This is a genomic window from Bacillus sp. GW823-FHT06A10 (genome assembly GCF_058795375.1).
Map to the genome: position 1 here is coordinate 2,697,178 of NZ_JBXAHT010000001.1, position 23,688 is coordinate 2,720,865.

A 23,688-nucleotide genomic window follows, 5' to 3' on the forward strand; every position below is an offset into this window, starting at 1 on the left:
GGAGAGGACTGAATACGCATTGAACTCTAATGATAAAAAAATAAGTTTACCTCGATTGTATATCCCCTCTAATGAGAAAATAGTTAACCCACTTTCAACAGGAATTAAAGCTTCAAATCTCTCCAAAAAAAATACTCAAAAAAGACATCCCCAATTCTATAATCAACAACATGATCTAAATAATCATTTCTGCGTCATTGTAGGTAGTGAGTATGTCTTGAAAATTATTGCTTTACAGCAATCACTAATGCAGTACTCAGAAAAATTCACATTGTGGATTTGTTGTATAGATCCTTTTGCATATTCACTATTAAAAGAAATGAGTTTAATTAATGTAAACCTTTTACAAGTTGAAGAATTAGAAGATCGTGAACTAAAAGCAATTAAGAGAAAAAGAAAAGTAAATGAATATTGTTGGACTTTAAAATCTGTCTTGATAGAATATTTATTGGTCAATTATGATTTACCATCTATTCTATATTGTGATGGTGATTTATGCTTTTTCTCTGACCCTAATATTATTTTTGAGGAATGGGGTGACCATTCTATTTTCCTAACCCCCCAAAGAGATCGTGATTGGGTAGAAAAGATGTATGGAAAATATCAGGCCGGTCTAATTGGATTTAAGAATGATCTCTATGGACTAAAAAGTGTAAGATGGTGGAAAAATAAATGTATAGATTGGTGCAGTGCCGAGGCTGAGGAGGGGAAATTTGGAGACCAAAAGTATTTAGATTATATCCCTATATATTTTCCAAAAGTAAAAATTTCAAATAACTTAGGTATAAATGCTGCGCCTTGGAACTGTATATATAATAACGATTATAAAATTGACAAGACTAAAAACGATGTATTTATTGAAAACGACAAACTAGTTGTTTACCATTTTGCATGTATTACTATCTTTACTGAAAATGATTTTGACCTTTGGTCTTTGGGAGAAATTTCAATACCCAATAATATATTAAACCATATTTACACTCCGTATTTAGAGAGAATTCAATTTGTTTTAAAGCAATTAAAGGATAAATTCAATAAAGATACTAAACAATTTTTAAGTAAAAAAGATATAAATAAAGCTCAAACTTTATATAAAGATTCACAATTAAGAAGAAAAATGAATCAATCCAATCATTTTATGAACTTTTCCATGATTATAAGTAAAGAACGATTAATTCAAGGATTGACCTCTTATTATTCCTTAGAAAATTTCAACGCTAAATTTACTGTATGGATCTGTTGTATGGATGATTTAACTTATCAAATATTAGAGAAATTAAAATTAAAGCACGCCATACTAATTCCAGTAAAAGAAATTGAAAATCATGAACTCCTCAGTATAAAAAATGATAGAAGTTTACAAGAATATTGTTGGACATTAAAAGCGCCCCTATGTCTACATGTCCTTAGTCTTTATCCGGAAGTTGATCACATTATATATTGTGATGCTGATATGTATTTCTTTACAGCACCTAATATCATTCTTGATGAGTGGTGGAAATACTCTGTATTCCTTTGCCCTCAAAGAAGCTCTACTGCAATTGAAAGCATACACGGTATATACCAAGCTGGTTTAGTAGGCTTCAAAAACGATCAAAATAGTAAAGAAATTTTAACATGGTGGAAAGATAAATGCCTAGAATATTGTAATAATCATTATGATGTTGAAATGAATAGATGGGGTGACCAAAAATATTTAAATCACATTCCTAACATCTTTTCTAATATAAAAATCATGACTCATAAAGGTATTGATGCAGCACCTTGGAATGTCATTTTAAATAGCAGTTCTATATCTAAAACAGATAATAAAGTTTTTATTGATCAAGATGAATTAATAGCTTTTCATTTTGGAAGTATGCAAATTATTAATCCAAACGAGTTCGATTTATGGAAACAAGAAACTTTAGAATTACCTCCAGCAGTTTTAGATTATATATACATTCCTTATATTGAACAATTGAACAAGACATGTCATACCCTTCATAATACTTTTCAAAAATCTCCCTCCTCTTTATTTGCTGACCAAATTGATACAACAACAATAAAAAATCATTTTAAATACCCCTCCCCTCATCACAATTAAGACTGATACTTTCCTTATTTAAAAATAAATCTATTTATTTCAGCAACTAAAAATACATCTTAATAAAGGATAGATTATCACTATGATTGCTTCATTTAAAAATAAAACTTTCCTTATTACTGGTGGATACGGTTTTATTGGTTCTCACTTGGCACGAAGACTTTTAAATTTACAAGCAAAAATTGTTCTTTTCATAAGAACACCATCAAACTCTTGGAGACTAAAGGATATTCTAAAATATATTGAAACCTATGAAATAGATATACGAGATAAAAAACAAGTACAAGATGCAATAAAGAAAATTAATCCCGATTATATCTTTCACCTGGCAGCCTATGGTGTAAATTCTGCCCATACAGATTACATCCATGCTATAGAAACAAATGTTATAGGGACTTGTAACATTATTCAAGCAGCAAAATTGGTGAATTGTAAAAAAATCATCAATTTTGGGAGTAGTTCTGAATACGGTAACAAGATGGAACCTATTCATGAAAATATGTTACTAACTCCTGTGGATATCTATGGAAGTACCAAAGCTGCTGCTACTATACTCGCCCATCAAATTGCTAGCGAAAACAATATTAATCTTATAACATTAAGACCTTTTGGCATATTCGGAGAAGGCGAAGAGCCGCATAAAATTTTTAGCTATATAATCTTGCGAGTATTACAAAACAAAGATGTAAATTTAACTTTATGTAATCAATTAAGAGATTATTGTTATATAGAAAATGTAATAGATGCCTGTATCCTAGCAGTAGAAAATACTACTGTACAAAATGAAATCTTTAATATTGGGAGCGGCACTATTCACCCCTTGAAACATTATGTAGAATTATTATTCAAACATTTGAAAACCAATTCCAGACCAAATTACGGTGCAATTTCCTCTAGAACAAATGAAAGATGGGTTCCTGAAGCAGATGTGCAAAAAATAAAAAACTCTCTTTCCTGGGAACCTAGAATTAATATTGAAGAAGGAATTATAAAAACTGTTAATTGGTATAAAAATAATAAACATTTATACCTAACCCCCTAAAAATAGGGTACTAAAGGAGGTGGACTAATTGTTAAACCAAAACTTTAATAATGCTTTTTACGGAAAAACAATTTTAATTACTGGACATACTGGTTTTAAAGGTTCTTGGTTATCCCTATGGTTGAATGAATTAGGTGCTACTGTAATCGGATATTCATTAGATCCTAAAAATAAAAATGATAACTTTAACATTACTAACCTTCAAAATAATATAATTGATATTCGTGGAGACATTAGAGATTTTAATAAATTAAATAAGGTTTTTACAGATTATAAACCTGAAATTGTATTCCATTTAGCTGCCCAACCTCTAGTTAAGTATTCATATGAATATCCTAGAGAAACATACGAGGTAAACGTTGTAGGAACTATGAATGTACTAGAGGCAATTCGATTACATGAATCAGCTAAAATAGGAATTATGGTGACAAGTGACAAGTGCTATGAAAATAAAGAATGGCCTTGGGGTTATCGTGAAATTGACCCTATGGGCGGCCATGACATATATAGCTCAAGTAAAGGATGCTGCGAACTTTTAATTTCTTCCTATCGAAATTCTTACTTTTCAGAAGAAAACTTTTCTCAACACAAGAAAATAATTGCAAGCGTTCGAGCTGGTAATGTAATTGGTGGTGGCGATTGGTCAATAGATAGAATTATTCCTGATTGTATACGAGCATTAGAATCAAACAAAAACATTATTATTAGAAACCCTACTGCTATTAGACCCTGGCAACATGTACTAGAACCCTTAAGCGGGTATTTACTCCTTACAGAAAAAATTATAAATAATGGTATCCTTTATTCAGGAGCATGGAACTTCGGGCCATCCCTAAGCAATATTGTTCCAGTAGAAAAATTAGTGACCAGTTTACTAGATATTTGGGGCTGCGGGGATTGGACAGCAGAAAATATAGGTCCAATAAATTTCCATGAAGCAAATTTACTGAATCTTGACATTAGCAAAGCAAAATTCAATCTTAATTGGCAGCCAAAATGGTCCCTACAACAGACTTTAGAAAATACAATAGAATGGTATAAACATTATAATTCTTACACCAGTTCTGAGATGATAAATCTATGTATTAGCCAAATCAAACAATATTGCATGCTTTGAACTACTCCCACATGCTCATACTTGCTGTGAGTTCCTTATGGAGTGAGTCTTCTTAGTTAAATAATAAAAGACACATTAATTTTTATAGTCTAAATTATAAACCTACTATACCTAAAATTATGTGATTGTCCATTAACAAAGATTTTATTTCTTCGGTTATTTCAAATCAACTATTGATATTATATTGAAGAATAAAGGAATCACGTATTTTTCTAGTGATTCCCTTGTTCTGAGAAAATAATGTCTTGCTTTAACGACAATACAGTATATGCGATTATTAATTTATTTGTTCTAGTTATGAAAAAATCTATTCCTGTCAAAAGAGCTTTCTTCAAAGAAAAACTTCCTATTTTTTTCTACTTACCCTACTCGAAAAGTAAATAATGTTATTTTTCAGATGATTATATCTACTATTTATAGAATTACACTGAGCTTTAACAAGTTTATGCTTATATGTTGATTCTCTTATTTATTATCACCAATGTTGATGAATTTATGCATAGCTTATTCTATACACAAATAGCTTTTTGAATTATCTTTTCAGAATAAGTAAAGGAGACTTTCTCTTTTATGCACTTCCCCCTTACCAGTCTTAAATTTCCCTTTAATCAACAATAAGAACAAATCTTCTATAAAACCAAGCCATAAGTAAGATAATTTCCCTATTAAAAATAATGAGGTATTCTGTTTCACCTTTTTACATTATCTAAATAAGGACTTGTAGGAATTCTTACAAGTTCTTTTTTTGTTTTCTTTATTCTCTTCTTATTTACACACACAAGATTTATATATTTGTTTGTAATACATACTATAGTATCTGATAAACAATTTAAAAAGTAATATGTAATTGATCCGTTTTAAGAAAAGGAAATTTCATAAATCTTCAATCACAGTTTCTTAGTTCACCTAATAGAACGTATAAAGACTCATATCATCTTTTGATAATTTTTGGATGTTTTATTCTAAGTACATTCGACAATAATTGATTATTTTCTGAATTTTCTTGAAAAAGTTGTAAAATCATACTATTTTTTCTTCTATTTTGCTATGATAGTTACAATTAAATTGGATTAGGATATTTCTATAAGATGGGGGCGTATATTATGAGTGTCTCAGTAAAAGGAAATGAGCAGTTAACCTCTCTATTAAACGACTGGTATCGATCTATGCTATCTCAACAAGTTATAAAAGCTACTAATCTAAAAAAGAAAATTGATGAAAAAATCAGCAAATTAAGTACTGAGCCAAATCAAGAACATCAAGATCAAAATTTGTTACTATATTATTCACTACTTGAATTCCGTTATAATGTCTTAACAGATAGCCTTGGTATCCAACAAAATAGCTTTGATGCCATTAGTGACTATGATATGCCTACAGACCATTTTCTACGCTTCTATTATCACTTTTTTAAATCCATTCATTCCACTTTTATATCAAATTTTACTGAGGCAGAGGAACATTATAAACTGGCAGAAAAGATATTAGTAGACATACCAGATGAAATTGAACACGCTGAATTCTACTATAGAATTGCTACTTTTTATCACCATACCTATAACATGCTTGCTTCTATCGAATACGCAAATAAATCGAGAGTAATCTTTTCAAAATATGAAGGTTATGAAGTAAAAACAGCCTTTTGTAATAGTTTGTTAGGTGGTTGCTGCATCTATTTAAAACAGTACGAACAAGCAGAAGAATATCTACATTGTGCAATTGATTTACTACAAAAAAATAGGGAAGAAGATTCCTTGTTATACGTAAAAAATACTATGGGGTGGCTGTATTCTGATCAAAGTATGTCTACTTTAGCCATTCGTCACCTTTCAGAAGTAACAGAGAAAATCCCTACACACTTCAAGGCCATCTTCCTACAAGCTAAGGAACATTATAAGTTAGGAGAACAATCAACGGCCAGCCAACTCATTGATAAGGGACTACAAATTTGCAGAGAAATTCATAACGAAGAATACACACACCACTTCTCTATTTTAAAAAGATTAAACGAAAATATTCCATTGGAAGAATTAGAAAAAATCATTCAAGAAGGAATCTTATACTTTGAGGAAGAAGAATTATGGGAATATGTTGTCGAATACGCTGAATTATTTGCCACAAAATGTAGACAATTAGAGAACTACCAAAAGGTAAGTGACTATTTCCATATTTGTTATCAGGCAAGACAAAAATCAATCGCAAAAGGAGTGTTAAAATAATGAAAAAAATTAGCTTATTATTATCAGGCATTGCTTTTATTGGGGTATTAACGGTGGGAATTTTTCAGTTTTCTAAAACAAATCAGCTTGCTACTCATGGTCATTATCCTACTCCTTCATATAGTGTTGGTGGTGCACCACAACAAATTTAATGTAAATGTATTTAAAAACCCTCCAAATGGAGGGTTTTTAAATGGCTTATCTGCCTGTTCAATACGTGTAGAGAGTACGTATTATACTTATATACTATGTTATAAGATTTTTCATTTCCACTCTGTAACAAGATTCTAGCATTCTCTCCTAGAATCTCAACTTAAATCTTAAATCCACCAATTAACTCTTGAAGTTCTTCCGCCATCTGTGCTAATTGTATTGCTGAAGAATTTATCTCTTCCATAGAAGCATGTTGTTCCTCAGATGAACCAGCTATCGTTTGCATACTTGAAGAATTCTCTTTTACAGCCATAGCTATTTGATCAATCGATGTATCAACTTTCATTGCATCAGTTGTCATTTTATTTGATAGTTCTACCATACCATGTACTTTTGATACAATTTCATTTGCAGATTTTGAAATCTCATAAAAACTTTGTTTTGTATCATTCGCAACCTTAATTCCCGACTGTACTTCTACTCCTACTTCATTCATAGCTTTTACAGTCTCATGTACGTCTGCTTGTATTTCCTTAATTAAACTTCCAATTTCCATCGAAGAATCGGATGATTGCTCTGCTAGCTTCCTAACTTCATCGGCAACAATTGCAAATCCTCGCCCCTGTTCTCCTGCTCTAGCTGCTTCAATTGCTGCATTTAATGCTAATAAATTTGTTTGTTCCGCAATATTTTGAATCGCTTCTAATATACTTCCAATTTGTTGCGATTTCTTATCTAATAATTTTATTACATTATCGGATTGAGAAACAGAGTGATGGATAGACTGCATTTGTGTTACAGTTTGTTCTACTAATTGTTCACCTTCATTGGCTTTTTGTTTTGTATATATGGATGAAGCCGATACTTCAGATGCATTCTCAGCTACATATTGAATATTTCGTGTTACCTCACCAATTAATTCAGCTCCAGACTCAACTTCATTATTTTGAACCTCTGCACTATTCGAGATCTCTTCCATCTCTTTTGTAATTTGTTCCGTCGCAACGCTTGCTTGTTCTACACTAGCAGTTAGTTCCTCAGAAGACGCAGCTACATGTCCTGCAGATGTGTTAATTTGAGAAATAATATTACGTAACGACTCTGCCATTGTATTGAAACTACCGCCTAATTGACCAAGTTCATCCTTTGAACGAATATCTATTTTCTCGGTTAAATCTCCCTGACTAATTCTTTGGGCCGAAATAACTAATTGTCTTAGTGGATTAATAATAGATCTAAGTATGAATAAAATTACAATTCCACCTAACAATAATGAAGCCCCTATTATAGTGAGCGTTTTATAAAAAATAGGATTGGTAGCTTCTTCAATTTCTTTCGTAGGCATTACGCCAGCTATTTTCCAACCTGTTTTTTTGTTTGTCTTAAAGCTTATGTTTCGATCTTCCCCGTTAAGGCTATAAGTAATTACGTCATCTTCTTTTTTGTACAGTTCATCCGCTAAAGTTTTCTCTAATTTCTCTCCTGGCTTTAGTGATGGATGAATAACTATTGTTTTATCTTGACTGACTATAGATACAAATCCTTGCTTTCCAATTTTAATCATTTTGGATGTTTTTACTATATCTTTAATATTCAAATCTACGCCAATGACACCACTTTTATCTGCATTTTGCTTTGCAATTGCTATTACCATATTTCCTGTAGACTTTGATTTATATGGAGATGAAACAATAATCTCTCCATTTGCTTTTACTGCATCCTTATACCAACTGCTTTCTAACGGATTAAACCCTTCTGGTATTTTTCCAACAGGTGCATGAATAAATTGATTGTTACTGGATGCCGTATAAATCGTTTCTATCTCTGGATGTAACTGTATATATTGATCAAATTTACTCTGTACATTTTGCGATTGTTCAGGATTATAATCCCCTTGTGTGAGTACCTTTGCAAAATGAGAGACATCTGTTTGCTTATTTTCTAATTCATCATCAACAATCTTATCTAAAATACTTATATTATCTTTTGCTGATTGTAGAATTGTTTCATTAAGATCTGTTTTTGCTTTATTATAAGATGATACTCCTACGATAAGGCTTGGTATAATTAATATTGCTATAAATGCCATAGACAACTTCGTTTTAAGCTTTATTTGTCCCAATCTTTCTTTTATATTAAACACTAGATACTTCTCCCTTTCACTTTTACTACTGATATAGTTTATTTAAATTTTTCTCCTTTATTTTTTCTACATATATTTACAGTACCATTCGAAATGAAACCCCTATTAAATCCTATCATCTCAACTTCCTTATTTAACGATTTAAATTTCACAGGCAGCGTTTTATCTATCCTCCTTTCGAATATGTTATCTTTCCATATTCAGCAATTCTAAAACTACGAATTGTTCCCAATAAAATGGATGAAACATAACCTTCATTTAACAGATATTATTTGACCTTGATTGGATAAAAATTTTAATTTAGCGCTATTCAAATCGGATGAAGTCTTTACCATAATAAATTCTCTAAAAAATAACTACATAAATTTATTCTTTGTATGATTATGTTTAACAGCCTTTGAACCATTCTAAATGCATCACACTATTCATGAATCATTTACTACGGCCGATTTTGTTGTAAGAGATAACTAAACCATAAATTCTATATAAAAGAATAAAATAAATTGGAGAAATTCATTGTAACACGTATACATAAGTAATAGATATAAAATCCGATAATATATTATTACCTTATAATAAATAAATAATTCAGTATAAACTGTATTTTATTTCTATAGAAGAATCTTTCCCTATATGCAATATTACATATAATCTACCTTATGTAGTTTGTTATACTATGCATGTGGATTTTTCATCCAAAAATCCACCCAAACGCATATTTATGTATATGCCACCCTAATTGATGAAAGTGAGAAGAATGTTTATCATTTTTCTCACTTTTTTATTTAGGCTCTGTTAATATTGTATTAAATAAGGGAAGACACCTTAGAGTTGGTGCTTCCCTTATTTGTTGATTATTCAAATCTAAAATAGGTATTTTCTAAACCTATTCTTTGCTTTAATGTTCTGCCCAAAGCATAATTATTTGGTAATTCTTTTTCAATGACACAAATAATATAACCTGCTTTTCCTGTTGTTAAATTAGTTAGTTGTAAGTATTTAGTGTTGTCGTAGATATAAGAAATAATATATTCATAGAAATTATTTTCTTTATCTTCTCTATTCATACCAACATTGTACAACCTAACTCTTGCTCCTACCCAAATTTCATCATCATCAACATTACTTAAAGGCATCCATTTCGAGTTATCCAATATTTCACCCTTTTCTTAATTCATTCGTTTATACACGAATGTTGCTAGACACAAACTATCATAAGCATCCGTCATTTCATTGATTAGACGACCATCGACAGAGAAAAAAGACTCAACATAGCTTTTTACCCATTGAAACACTTGCTCTTTTAGTTATTTTTACATTTTGAATCTACGAAAATGAATTCCCTTATAAAAACTCTAACAGAGAATCTTCCTTCCAAATTTCACCTAGGAAATTATTTGTTTTCCAAAAAACCTACCAACATCTTTATCAACTCATTTTAGAATATTTAAACAATAATTCCATATACATTACCTGCATAAATTATTCATTTTCTTTTATATAAGACCTACTTTTTACTTTTGATAGACTATTAGACATTGGATTATTATACATAAATCCCAAAAACATGCGGTATTTTGTAGAATTTTGTCTATCAATATGTATGTACACCCTTTTGTAGTGGATATAGACTGTGAGGTGTAAGGAGATACCTTACAAAATAATAAAAAGGAGATTATAGAATGAGTAGATTAACAAAATTCTCAAAGTTAGTATTTGCAACTTTAATCGCGGGAAGTAGTCTAAGCACCTTTGTTTCGTCACACAGTGTACAAGCTGACACCTTAGATCCTAATTACCAAGACAATGTAAAATTCATACCACCTTCTAGTGCTAGGCCAACATTGGAACAAAAAAACACTATTGTTCCAGAAGCAAAAGTTGTTAAAAACCATTATGTAAAGTACTCTAAAGCACATTTCCAAACTAAAGAAAGTATACCAAAAGAGATTTATTATTCTTCAGAAGGCTTTAAGGGCTATATACAGGCAAGTACCGTTTGGGATATGGGAGATCATTTCGCAACACTATATTCCGGAACCGTTATTCGATGTTAGACTTTTAATCCATTCTCCCCTAATGCTTAAAATGATTAATAGCTCACTGCCAATACTGTAATATCTATTGTTCATAAAATAAACCACAAAATCTTTCGATTTCATGGTTTATCAAATATAAAGATAATGCTAAACGAATACTCTAACATTACCTTCCCCAAAGTTAATTATAGAGTATTTTCAAAAAAAAGACACTCTTGTAGTGTCTTTTTTATAGTATTTTAAAAAGAATTCCACCTACTAACACCTTTTTGTTGCGCCTATTCGTTTATTTCAATATGATACTTTTCCATCTCGTATATGCAATAGACAATAATAGCTAAACTCCAACTGACACTATAATAATTATGTGTGTAGAAGTCATATCCCGCTTTAATACCCTTCTCTATTACAACTAATGTAAATCCTAAAGCCACCCATCTGTTAATTTTCATCTTTATAAACGTTAAAGAGATAATTATTAAAAATAAAATATTTGTAAGATGATTTATCATTAGCTCATATTTTTGAATGTATACTGCCATTATACAAGCAACGATATTAGTCGCAATGCCAAAGGCAATCACCGCTCCCCAAACCCTGTCCGAAAGTCCCACTCCTGAGTCAGTCCCTTCCTAAACAAATATCCCTTTCTTTAATTCATTCCTACACCCTATTCAAGATATGCTAAATTATCCTTGTCTGATGAATATCTATTTATCTTTTCATATAGAGCAAACAAAATTTCTACTCATAATTTTTTCTTTATTAGACAAACTATGTCTAAGCCGTTTGAACTAGCGGCTTCAATCTTCTGGTAATGGGATAGCACAATTTATTGAATTGACTAACTCATTCAACCCACTGGCACCGGCAGGCAACAAAATAGTTGTCTGCCATTTTCATGTATACTTTTTCTAATTTCATTTCGAACCAAGTGTGTGCTGTACTGATTTCAAAAGGACAGAATTTCATTTTTTAAAATGTAAAAAAGATAAGGTCCTGTCTACTTTTGGTATAGGACTTTTTCTTTTCACACATACTATTCTTGAACCTGTTTCCAATACGTGTCCTAATGATGTCTTGAGTTCCTCCTAAAAAGGGCTGCAGATACTACTGCATGCCCTTTTATTTACGTTGCTTCTCTATATTGAATAAAATAATTAAAAACTAAAAATGTAATATTACATATTTTTTCTGTTCAGATTATGTTAGGATTTACTTCGTAGTCGAATTATGGTTTCGTATCTAATTCAGCAATATGTGAACTGTTTACCTAAAGAAAAGACACCCAAAAGGTGTCTTTTCTTCTTTTAATCTAAAAAACATTTTTTCTTTTCAGTAAGATCCAATTATCCCTCTAACCTAAACCTCATAATTAAAGGCAATTTAATCATGGTACTCAAGAGTTTTCATCCATTTCAATATACCTATAGCTTAATTTAAAATCACATTTCCAGCACTATATTTACTTTCCTACAGATTTTCTGTCTTGTTCTTAATTCTGTCAAAATCCTCATGTAGCTATACAAAGAATATATGCTACTATGATATTAAGAAACTATGCGTTCCCTTAACCCTGTATCCGGCCCTGTATTTATTACAGGGTCTTTGTCTATTTTATTTAATACACATCCAATTTCAGTTAAAATTGTTTAAATGTTAATTAATTTTTGAAATGATATAACTATAAGCTCTTTTAACAAATAAAATATAATATTAGACATATTTAACCAACTTGGGGCTATTATTAGTTTTCTAAATATGTACTTCATTAACACCATACAAATAGTATTAACTATCTTAATTGAATATTAGTAATAGTAAGTATAAACATTATCAATTTACTACATCTTACATTTATGTAAAAATAAATACGTGTTAAGCTTTTTCAAAATCTTTCCCCTAATAAAGATTTGAAGTAGCATTTCATGATTCTCCTTACTGTTAATATGCCTTGAAAAAGAACCCTATAGGGTTCTTTTTCTTCTCATTATAACCTCAGTAAGTCCATGCAAAAAGGACTGCTAATTATTTGCAGCCCTTTTACACGTTAATATACACTTGTATTACATGCTTAAAACTTTATTGTATTAGGTATTTATACCAACTAAACATGCCATTATCATTTAGATATATAACACTTCAAAGTTTAGAAGTATACAATAACAAATCTTTCCCAGCTTCCAGCTACATAACTAGTAGCTGTTAATTCTCTACCACCATTTGCTGATATATATCTACCATTACTTAGTGCTTGTAATACATATATCCTATTGTCTCCACCATTATATAAGATAAACTTTTCCCATGCACCAATTGATGTACGATCTGCTACTACTCTACCATTTGGCTCAAACGAAACATACTTCCCATTACTTTTAGCTTTTAAAGCGTACGTATATAATTCCCCAGTCGAAATTAATTCGAATTTCTCCCATCCATTAACTGCATTACGATTTGCTATTATATTTCCCGAAGGCTCAGCCGAAACATATTGTAAATTTGCTGCCTGTATAGCAACTGTCCAACTTCCATTAAATAAATTTACGCCTTTTAGTGAACCTGCTTTTGATAGATTGGCTGCCGATACATCATTCGATGGTGTAATCATCAATATCATTAAAACCATCGACAACACCATTAAAACTAACCTTTTTGAGATTGTATTACCACTTGCACGTGTTATGAAACTTTTCATTCTCATTCCTCCCTTAATATACATAGAACTCATATATATATCATACCAAATATGTAAAATATTGTAACGAAAGAGAGGATTTATCAACAAATACCTTACTATTCTGTTTCTTTTTTCTCAAATCTATAACACTTAAACATTTATCAATTCTCAAGCACATTTTTAAAATTTACCCCCTGATAAACAAATGTAGCAGTTGATGGCAAGGAGAGTATATACAAAAGAGAGAGTATTTTCATTTCACTTTTCTTTAAATAAAAGCCAAATAGTCGTTCATAATGAACGACTATTTGCATCTAACTAATAATTAGAAGGTTCTTCATGTTAATCTATTTTGTTTAATCCCGTTGAAGTAACTTGATAGGTTCTTTTTTTGCCTATATATTCTTGTTTATTATTCTCAAGGTTAATAAGTGTAGCGCGTGTCTTTTCCTTTACTGCTTCCCCTTCCATATGGGTAATCTCAATGTAATCTCCCGCTTTTACGGGCACCTTTTGGATTTCAGCAGTTTGTTGTCTATTTCCTACTATTTCCTTATTATACACAACACTACCGGTCGAATTCTTTACTGTAATACTTGCATACGTATTATTAAAGTAAGAATGTGGTACGCCTGCTTCTAAATTCACCTGCATTTTCTCTGTTGTCCTATTATAATCAACTTTTGCGATTTCTCTATCACTATATCCTTTTAAAGACCACCCAAAATGATTTCCATCTAAAACCGTTGTTTCTGGCATTTTTTCTACTTTCTTCAAGCCTTCTTTTGTAACTTCGTACATGACTTTTTTTCCAAAACTTTCTTGTTTACTATTATCTACATTTGTAAGAGTAGCTCTATGTACACCTTCTAGATGTGTTAACTCTATATAATCCCCTACTTTGACTGGAAATTTTTGCGATTCAGCATTTTGCTGTTTGTTTCCATAAATCTCTTTGTTATAGACCACTTTTCCTGATGTGTTTTGTACTTTAATACTCGCATACGTTTCATTAAAATAATGATGCGGTACGCCTGCTTTTAAGGCGATTTGCATTTCTTCTGTCGACTTATTAAAATTAACTTTTGCAAACTCGAAATCACTAATTCCTTTTAGTGACCATGCAAATTGATTTCCATCTAAAATTGTAGCTTCGGGCATTTTTTCTGCTTTCTTCAGACCTTCCTTTGTAACTTGGTATATTGCTTTTTTTCCAAAGCTTTCTTGTTTACTATTACCTACATTTGTTAAAGTAGCTCTATGAATACCTTCTAGATGTGTTAATTCAATATAGTCTCCTACTTTGACTGGAACTCTTTGCGATTCAGCATTTTGTTGTTTGTTTCCATAAATGTCTTTATTGTATACTACTTTTCCTGATGCATTTTGTACTTTAATACTCGCATACGTTTCATTAAAATAATGATGCGGTACGCCTGCTTTTAAGTCGATTTGCATTTCTTCTGTTGACTTATTGAAATTAATTTTTGCAAACTCGAAATCACTAATTCCTTTTAGTGACCATGCAAACTGGTTTCCTTCTAAAATACTAGAAGAGTCCGGTATATCTGAATTAAAACCTAAGTTATCTAATATAGATTTTAGATCAGGTAAAACACCTATTCTATCATTCCACGGATCTTGAGATTTTGTTCCTGTATTCGGATTACTTAAGATATTTCTTAATTCGGCTGGTGTATAAGGAGAACCTCGATGTTCTTTAGCAATACCTTGAATCGAAGTTGCTGCTCCAGCAATAATTGGTGAAGCACTTGATGTTCCACTAAATGTTGATGTATATAAATTTGTAGTATTTTGACTTGGATTTGCTGATGTTGTATCAACATTTTCTCCCCATCCATATACATCTAATCGACTTCCATAATTTGAAAACCATAAACGTTTATGTGGAACAGTTGATGATCCCGCCCCAACCATAATAGCACCTGAATCCTTGAAGTCTGGACTATTTCGATTTAAGATCTTTTTTCCATTACGATCTTTAAAATTATCTAAGTCGTTTGAACCATTTGCGCCAGCTTCTATAATAATAATCCCTTTATCTGCACCAACACGAATTGCATCAAAAATATCTGGATGTACTTCTACAGGTAAATATTTATCCCCATACCCATCATACGAAGCTTGTGCCTCTAATAAAAGAATATCTCCCGCTTGTAAATTATGTACAGCACTTAAAATAGCATCCGCTGTATTATAAATTCCATTATCCCTGATCTGGGATATTACTTTTACATTTGCACTTGGTGCAATTCCAATATTTCCAATTTGATTATCTTCTGATGAAACAATTCCTAATACAGAAGTACCATGAGCTCTATGCTGGCTTATATTTTGTCCAGACATAAGCTTTATATTTTTATTAACTAGATCCTCATGGTTCAATAACCATCCATATTCCATATCCACAAAAGTTGTACCCTTTCCGTCACCACCTTTAATGCTCCAAGCATGCGAGGCATTAATTCCCTTTGGTGCCGCTTCAAGATATCCTTGATTTTGAAATCTAGGATCATCGTACGGATTTACAGACAAATCTGGTAACTGTATTTCAGGAGGTGTCAAAATTTGTTTTTCTTGTATATAAGCCTCCTCTACGAGAGGAGATGTTTCAAATTTTTTCAGTAATAATTCTATTTCTATGTTATTAGGAGCTTGTACAATATAATAATTTAATAAATTATTAGCTGATTCATTAGCAACTGATTTAGATTGTACTGATAACTTTTCAATCTCTATCGGATTTACAGATGAGAACAGACGATTCAAAGTAAGTTCTGTATTTTCGGAAAATAACTCCTTTAAATTGTTATCATAATCCCCATTTTTTATTCGTTTCTCAATACCATCTTCATAAGGTAAGTCAATTTGATTTTTAAACTTTACAACTAATCTTTCTTCCTGTGAATCTCTTTCTTTGTATGTGACATTATAAGATTCAGCGTAAACTTTATTATGAATACTATCATTTTGTAAAATTAGATCTGTTCCTACAAATGTGGTCATTGCAATTGATGAAATTAGAAACCCTTTAAATATGTTCATACTATACCCGCCGATCTATATTCTCTTGAGAATTTTTTAATGCGTATAATGGTTAAGATTTTTATATAATATATAAATCTATAATTTAACTTTTGTAGTGAAATCTATGACTTTATTAATAATCCCATAGAGGTAACCTGATATATTCTTTTCTTTCCCATATACTCCTGCTTACTATTCTCAAGATTAGTAAGTGTGGCGCGTGTCTTTTCCTTTTGTGCTTCTCCCTCTATATGAGTAAACTCAATACAATCTCCTACTTTGACTGAAACGGTTTGGCTCTCAGCATCTTGTTGTCTATTCCCTATAATTTCTTTATTGTACAAAATATTACCAGATAAATTCTGGACTTTAATGCTTGCATACGTATTACTAAAATAAGAATGGGGTATACCCGCTTCTAATTTAAGCTGCATTTTTTCTGTTGCTTTGTTATATTCTATTTTCGCGATTTCTCGATCATTATATCCCTTTAATGACCAAGCGAATTGATTTCCATCTAAAACCGTTGTTTCTGGCATTTTCTCTACTTTCTTCAAGCCTTCTTTTGTAACTTGATATCTTGCTGTTTTTCCAATGGTTTCATTTTTGTTATTTTCAAGGTTAATTAAAGTTGCTCGCGTTTTTTCCTTTGCTGCTTCTCCTTCTATATGGATAAATTCAATGTAATCCCCTACCTTGACGGGCACAGTTTGGTTTTCAGCATTTTGTTGTTTATTTCCCACGATTTCCTTATTGTACAGAACGTTACCAGAAGAATTCTGGACCTTAATACTCGCATACGTACTAGCAAAATAGGAATGTGGTACACCTGCTTCTAGTTTTACCTTCATCTCTTCTACCGTTTTATCATAATCTACTTTTGCAATTTCTCTATCACTATATCCTTTTAATGACCAGGCAAACTTGTTTCCTTCTAAAATTGTTGCTTCTGGCATTTTTTCTACTTTCTTCAGGCCTTCCTTTGTAACTTCGTATATTGCTTTTTTTCCAAAGCTCTCTTGTTTACTATTATCTACATTTGTAAGAGTGGCTCTATGTACACCTTCTAGATGTGTTAACTCTATATAATCGCCTACTTTGACTGGAACTTTTTGCGATTCAGCATTTTGCTGTTTGTTTCCATAAATCTCTTTGTTATAGACCACTTTACCTGATGTGTTTTGCACTTTAATACTTGCATATGTACTATCAAAGTAGTCATGTGGTACACCTGCTTTTAGATCAATTTGCATTTCTTCTGTTGATTTATTTAAATTTACTTTCGCAAATTCAAAATCTCCAATCCCTTTCAGCGACCATGCAAATTCATTACCTTCAAAAATGTTTGGAGATTCATTTTTGATTTGTACCTTTTTCTCAACAGTTTGATCAAATATATCCGTTAATACAATTTTTGCATAAGCATTTGTTGGTAATGATATAGATTGACTGATTCCATTTTGATAAGATTTAATATCATTAATTACGTTAATAGGTTGGCCCGTCATATTTTCATTGTTATAAATTTCAATTTTCCCCTTAAATTGCGGTGTACTATTTTCTTTTAGTTTCCAAGATACATTTAATTTTTCATTTTCATAATATATAGATTGGATATCAAAATCTAATTTTCCTATTTCAGGTTGAGTAGGTTGATTTAGCGTGAATATTTTTCCTGCCCCAATAGTAGACTGCGTATTACCTCCTGCTTTGACCCATACATATTCTGATGTAGATCCTCCATCATATTGATAAGTATTATCATGCGTTCCAGAAATACTTTGATTATTCCAAGAACTCCATTGTTTATCAACTAATTTTCGGCTATAACCATTTTTCAATCGCGCTTCTCGAACATTCTGTCCACTATCAGCCCAGTCTTCTTGAAACATTCCTAAACCATGATTAAATGCAACATTAGCAACCGGAAAGTCCATAATTGCAATTTGATGCCATTTATTCTTTGTTACATCTTTCATCCATTGTCCAAATTTAGTATGACCATTTTCTTGCCATGAACGCATTGTCATTGTGTACCAATTGTAGTCTTTCCAACCATAAGTTGTTTGAACCTTCATTCCTGTTCCTTCTCCTCCAAAGGGTCCAGCTTGCGAATTCGGAGATAAGTATTCGGCCTTTATTGCTTCTTTAGAGGAAATTGGATCCCATAAGGCAAAATGTAAAGTACGTTTTCCATTTTCATCAAACCCACTTTGTTGTTGAAAACCAGCATATCCTCCAGCTTCACCACCTGCATTCCAGTTGTGTACAGCCCAGTACGTATAAGGTGGAGTCTGAACTGGTGACCAGTCTATACTAATAATATCTGAGGCAGGTATATTTTGGGGACTCACATAAACTGCTGGAGCAGCTGAATGTGTTGCAGCTTTAGTGTGCGAAATAGATGCTCCAAACATAGAAAACATGCTACATGCTGCGGTCATTATAATAACTTTATTAAATCTTTTCTTCGTTTTCTGACTAATCACTAATCTACATCCTTTTCTAATTTTTATTATTGAATAATAACTTAGTAGAGAAATCTATCAAAATTCAAACAACATCCAGTAAATCTTTAAAATACTGCCCCAATTTTATGTTGTTCTATCTTCACATCTAATTCTTACATGTTATTTGATTGTAAGTGGTTTCCATAAAGATAACGCAAATATCCAATTCGGGTCACCATTTCCTTGATGATTTTGAACCGCTTCATACACCGTCCCTTGATGTTCTACTTTATCGCCCTTTGTATATGCCTTCTTTGGATCCCATTTTTCATAAGATACATTTTGATCTTTGGTTTTTACCGGAAGAATTTCACTTTGAATTGATGTATTTCCAGCTGCATCTACAGCCTTCACTGCATATTTATATTCCTTATTAGCTGTTAAGTTTTGATCAATAAATGTCGTTCCTTGTACGGTTTGAATCAATTGTCCATCACGTAATACCTGATATTCTTTTACACCTATATTATCTGTAGAAGGCTTCCATTTTAGCTCTACACTGTTAGAAGTAAGGTTACTTGCATATAATCCTTGTGGCTGTGTGGGCGCTTCTGTATCTGGTTTCGGATTAACAATTTGATTTACTTTTTTCAGGCCATCCTTTGTAACTTCATACATTACTTTTTTATCAAGGTTTTCACGTTTATTGTTATCTAAATTTATTAATGTTGCCCTCTCTCTGCCTTCTAAATGTGTAAGCTCAATAAGATCACCGGTCTTTACTGAAACTTTTTGTGTTCCAGCATTTTGCTGTTTATTCCCATAAAACTCCTTGTTATATACTACTTTACCTGATGTGTTTTGCACTTTAATACTTGCATATGTACTATCAAAGTAGTTATGTGGTACACCTGCTTTTAGATCAATTTGCATTTCTTCTGTTGATTTATTTAAATTTACTTTTGCGAATTCAAAATCTCCAATCCCTTTCAGCGACCATGCAAACTGGTTTCCTTCTAAAATATTATTTACATCAGGCATATCTGGTTTAATTGGATTAGAATCCGTACCCTTCCAAATCTCTGCTGTTAAAATTGGATATCCTAATGCAGCTACCTTTTGAATGGTATCGTTATTTGGACGTAATCCCCACTTCTCAAAGAAAGGAATCAAATTTTGTTTTGCTACTTTTGATGCTGAAATCATAAATAATTGTTTTTTATTTTCATCAGTTTGTGGAAGTTCACTTGAAGGCATGTCTCTATACAATTGATGCAATTTAGGATAAAAATCCTCTCCATACGCTAACTGTAGTTGCCAAAGCATAACAAGCTTTACAAAAACATCGCTAATTTCATCATAATTTTTATTCACTTGTTCTAAATATTGAAATGCTTTTGGATAAATTCCACTTTTCTCTAAGTTGGATGGTTGATTAAATGCTTTTTCTACAGAAAGGCTGTATATATTATTTTGTACTTCTGTCATATTATAAAACTTCCAGGGCGATTGTTGTCTCAAATGTCCTGCCTCATGCCAAGGGCCCCAGCCATCTGTTATAAATTTATTAATATCTAACACGTATTGGATTGCATCTCCTACATATGCTGTTCGATAAGAAGTTGCATACATATAATAATCAGGAGAATGATTTTCTTCTACGTAATGAACATAATGTTTATCTACTTGTTCTTCAGATAATCCAGCTACTTTGTCTTGAATTCGAGTAGCTTCATCCATCTTTTTTAAGAGTTGTACAGGATCTGTATTAGAACCCAACAAATATTTCTTAACACGTGCAGGGCTGGCCGTAATTAATACACGTTCGCCTTTTAACTCCACTGCATGTGCATTAGGATATTGGTCCAGCATGTTTATTAAATCTTGTTTCGTATGCTTTCCTAGTTCAAAGAAAGGCGTAGTCGTTCCACCTGTTGTGATTGTTGTTCGAATGGTACCACCTTGCTGTTTATTATAAAAATAAATCAGCCCCCCATTTGGAGATTGGATTGTGTTTACACCAGGTTTTAATGTAAATGATTTTATCTTAGAATCTTCTCTCCAAGAAGCATCATACGAATACGTTCCAATATATACCTGAATATCTTGATTACCTTCTACATTAATCGTTATTTGTTCATTTGGTTTTGCATATAAACCAGTTGGTTCATATGGACTAAATGCCATACTTTTTCTTTCCTGTTGTTTTAGTACCTCAACATCTCCTTTTCCTGGGACTGTAAATGTTATATTTTCTGATTTAACTGACTTTTCACTTTGCAGTGATGTCGGTAAATTTTTTTGCTGCTCCTTTTGCTCCGCAAAGACATCTGATGAAGAAATCATTCCAGTCGCAAGCATAGTTACTGTAGCAGTAGCTGCAAGTATTTTTCTAGTTTTATGTTTTGAATTATTCCCCATATTATCTCCCTCATTTTTCCTTAGTACTCTTAAGGATTTTTTGTTTTCTTCTTCATGTTTTTACAATCTAAACTATTCATACTATTTAAGTTGTGTCTATTACTCTATATTTTTTCATAAATATCTCCTTTTCTTTATTTATTATTGTATATAAATGTTATTTGATGACACATTAAATAACAACTTTACGATAAACTCATCGATAACAGCCTATTATGTTTTGATTCTGTATTCTAAACTCCCATCTAATTGGAGAAATACACCCAATTGGAGAAATCAGTAAATAATTTTCAACATTTAAGGGTTGGAATCTCACAAAAAATTCATAAAACTTATTTACTTTAAAGGTTTAAACAATTGTGACCACATTTGTTTAAACCTCCACAATTTTTTTCTAAGCTATTCTCTAAAAATCTTATTTTTCGTTGTAAATAAACCTGATTGGTACTCTTTATGCAAAAGAAAAGATGGAATCTTTAATTCAACTCCACCTTTTTTCGAAATAAAAAGCATCTAATTCTATTTGAATTAGATGCTTACATTTAGTCCTTAGGCCTAATATTCTAAACTATTTACGCGTTTGTAAATCTTTTTTTATTACATCCCAGAGTGAATTATCTTGACGCATCGGTTTACCCTCTTCATCCCATTTTATTTTTCCTGTTCCCAATTCATAATCCATCCCTGTCCATGTGTCTTCACGAAATGCATAGAATGATTTATGCCAACCTTTTTGGTTGAAGATAGAAATAAGATCTTGCATGTATTGGGTAGCTCCTGGAACAGTACGGTTAATTCCAAACTCCTCTGCAATAATTCGATTAGATGATACATGATTTTTCTTAGACCATTGTTGGATTGGCTTCAAAAATTGCTCTAATCCCTGCTTATTCCACATTACAGGTTTCTCTAAATCTCCTACTTTTACTAATCCTGGATATTGATACTCCTTATTTTGTTTTTCACCTTGACTCGTTAATTCATATGGTTCATACATATGAAATGCATATAGGGTTTTTTTATCATTTACTGGTTTTAAATATTTAAAGGCCCATGGAGTAGCATATAAACCTGAATCTAAAATAATCGGTGTTTCTTGGTCTACTTCACGAATGGAATTGATTACTTTTTGATAAAATCTGTTTAAATCCGCTGTCGTTCCCTTCACTTTTGCATACCATTTCTCATAATCTTCCGTCCAAAAATCATTATATCTATTATTTTTAGCTGTTTCTGGATGTGGTTCATTTATAATATTATAACCAACCACCGCGGGGTGATCTTTTAATTCCAAAGCAAGATCCTTCCAAAATTGACTTGCTTGTTCTTGATACTTCTCTTCCTCCCATATTCTGTCGTCATTCTTGTTATTATTAAATTGGCGCCATCGATCACCAGGTAAGGATAACATTGTAAGAACAACTTTCATTCCTTGTGATTGTGCGGCATCTAAATCCGCCTTTAATTTTTCTAAATCCTCCTTTACTAATCCCTGATAGTTATCTGCATTACCTATCAGAAAATCCTTTCCAGAAGTATCTGGTTTATCCTCAAATAGAAAATCTTTATCTTTTGCCCATTTATCAGGTGCTAAACGTACATATTCAATATTAGCTTCTTTTGCACTTTTATAGTTTTCAGGTAATGACGTACTATTCATGAAATTAGTACCCTTTCTTTTCGAATCCCAAAAACTAATTTTTGAATCGCCTTTGTGGTATGTATCAGCTCTTACATTCATTTCCTGTACTCCGAAACTCATCATGCCTAATAACGCAACAATTGGCAAAATTTTTTTCACAACTTTTCCTTCTTTCTCTTTATATTTAACACACATAACATACCTTTGTTTTGTTACAGGAATATGGCAATTTCCCAAAAATTCTTTTTTAGTTTATAAGATCGCAGCGCATTCATAGAAATGAAAGAGATAATTAGAACATTGCTTCATTTTCAAAGAAACAAAAAAGGAATCCTTTACGGATTCCTTTTTGCAATTCACTCTTTTTCAAATGGTACATTTCGCACCTATTTTTAGTATACCTTATAATTCCTATAAAATAAATAAGATTAAATGAAATTCACTTCAAATTGTGATAGAAAACATAATTAAGAAGCGAAGATAACTAAATATTATCCCTTTTATTAAATAAAAAAGATTAAATAATTCCCCCTCCAAACTAGGACCCCTTTGCATTTTTTACAAATATTGTTATAATTAGATAAACCAGAGCATTACCCCATTAACAAAGGGACTCCATAATTGGAGTCCCTTTGTTAATTAGCTATT

14 protein-coding genes are annotated in these 23,688 nt (G+C 31.6%); 6 read left to right on the top strand and 8 right to left on the bottom strand.

Annotated features, from left to right (window positions below):
* The first annotated feature begins 19 nt into the window (after window positions 1-19).
* The 5 genes from AC1Q8M_RS13750 (at window position 20) to AC1Q8M_RS13770 (ending at window position 6,616) form a co-directional block, all read left to right on the top strand.
* Entirely contained in the window at window positions 20-2,086 is a 2,067-nt protein-coding gene (locus tag AC1Q8M_RS13750) for a hypothetical protein (protein ID WP_001087519.1), read from the top strand.
* A gap of 82 nt (window positions 2,087-2,168) precedes the next feature.
* The gene (locus AC1Q8M_RS13755) at window positions 2,169-3,128 is read left to right on the top strand and encodes an NAD-dependent epimerase/dehydratase family protein (protein ID WP_000561952.1); all 960 of its coding nucleotides are present in this window, start codon (window positions 2,169-2,171) and stop codon (window positions 3,126-3,128) included.
* 28 nt (window positions 3,129-3,156) lie between these two features.
* Window positions 3,157-4,245, top strand: a complete 1,089-nt coding sequence (gene rfbG, locus AC1Q8M_RS13760; RefSeq protein WP_000934344.1) for a CDP-glucose 4,6-dehydratase — start codon at window positions 3,157-3,159, stop codon at window positions 4,243-4,245.
* A 1,103-nt stretch (window positions 4,246-5,348) separates the two neighbouring features.
* Window positions 5,349-6,464, top strand: coding sequence for a Rap family tetratricopeptide repeat protein (locus tag AC1Q8M_RS13765; protein ID WP_016512475.1), 1,116 nt, complete (start codon window positions 5,349-5,351; stop codon window positions 6,462-6,464).
* Window positions 6,464-6,616, top strand: a complete 153-nt coding sequence (locus AC1Q8M_RS13770; protein WP_000724110.1) for a hypothetical protein — start codon at window positions 6,464-6,466, stop codon at window positions 6,614-6,616. Before AC1Q8M_RS13765 ends, AC1Q8M_RS13770 begins: the two co-directional genes overlap by 1 nt.
* Before the next feature lie 161 nt (window positions 6,617-6,777).
* Here AC1Q8M_RS13770 and AC1Q8M_RS13775 read toward each other — a convergent pair whose 3' ends face one another.
* Window positions 6,778-8,760 carry a methyl-accepting chemotaxis protein gene (locus AC1Q8M_RS13775; protein WP_141549498.1) on the bottom strand — a complete coding sequence of 661 codons (1,983 nt, stop codon included), beginning with the start codon at window positions 8,758-8,760 and terminating at the stop codon, window positions 6,778-6,780.
* Window positions 8,761-9,614: 854 nt separating this feature from the next.
* Window positions 9,615-9,896, bottom strand: a complete 282-nt coding sequence (locus AC1Q8M_RS13780; protein ID WP_061660978.1) for a hypothetical protein — start codon at window positions 9,894-9,896, stop codon at window positions 9,615-9,617.
* Between the two features lie 546 nt (window positions 9,897-10,442).
* Here AC1Q8M_RS13780 and AC1Q8M_RS13785 point away from each other — a divergent pair.
* Window positions 10,443-10,817: a hypothetical protein gene (locus AC1Q8M_RS13785; protein ID WP_000088962.1), complete on the top strand. Its 375-nt coding sequence runs from the start codon at window positions 10,443-10,445 to the stop codon at window positions 10,815-10,817.
* Between the two features lie 260 nt (window positions 10,818-11,077).
* Here the strand turns inward: AC1Q8M_RS13785 and AC1Q8M_RS13790 are convergent, their stop codons facing one another.
* From AC1Q8M_RS13790 to AC1Q8M_RS13815, 6 genes are all read right to left on the bottom strand, one after another.
* Window positions 11,078-11,413: a hypothetical protein gene (locus AC1Q8M_RS13790; RefSeq protein ID WP_000524431.1), complete on the bottom strand. Its 336-nt coding sequence runs from the start codon at window positions 11,411-11,413 to the stop codon at window positions 11,078-11,080.
* A 1,535-nt stretch (window positions 11,414-12,948) separates the two neighbouring features.
* A complete protein-coding gene (locus AC1Q8M_RS13795; protein WP_000834557.1) occupies window positions 12,949-13,497 on the bottom strand; it encodes a fascin domain-containing protein in 549 nt (182 codons plus the stop codon).
* 324 nt (window positions 13,498-13,821) lie between these two features.
* On the bottom strand, window positions 13,822-16,545 hold the full coding sequence (locus AC1Q8M_RS13800; RefSeq protein WP_071714639.1) for a putative mucin/carbohydrate-binding domain-containing protein: 2,724 nt from the start codon (window positions 16,543-16,545) through the stop codon (window positions 13,822-13,824).
* Window positions 16,546-16,649: 104 nt separating this feature from the next.
* Window positions 16,650-19,016, bottom strand: coding sequence for a putative mucin/carbohydrate-binding domain-containing protein (locus AC1Q8M_RS13805; RefSeq protein ID WP_061660977.1), 2,367 nt, complete (start codon window positions 19,014-19,016; stop codon window positions 16,650-16,652).
* A gap of 141 nt (window positions 19,017-19,157) precedes the next feature.
* A complete protein-coding gene (locus AC1Q8M_RS13810) occupies window positions 19,158-21,398 on the bottom strand; it encodes a M60 family metallopeptidase (protein WP_098366227.1) in 2,241 nt (746 codons plus the stop codon).
* A gap of 568 nt (window positions 21,399-21,966) precedes the next feature.
* On the bottom strand, window positions 21,967-23,235 hold the full coding sequence (locus tag AC1Q8M_RS13815; RefSeq protein ID WP_000337846.1) for a glycoside hydrolase family 5 protein: 1,269 nt from the start codon (window positions 23,233-23,235) through the stop codon (window positions 21,967-21,969).
* Between the last annotated feature and the right edge of the window lie 453 nt (window positions 23,236-23,688).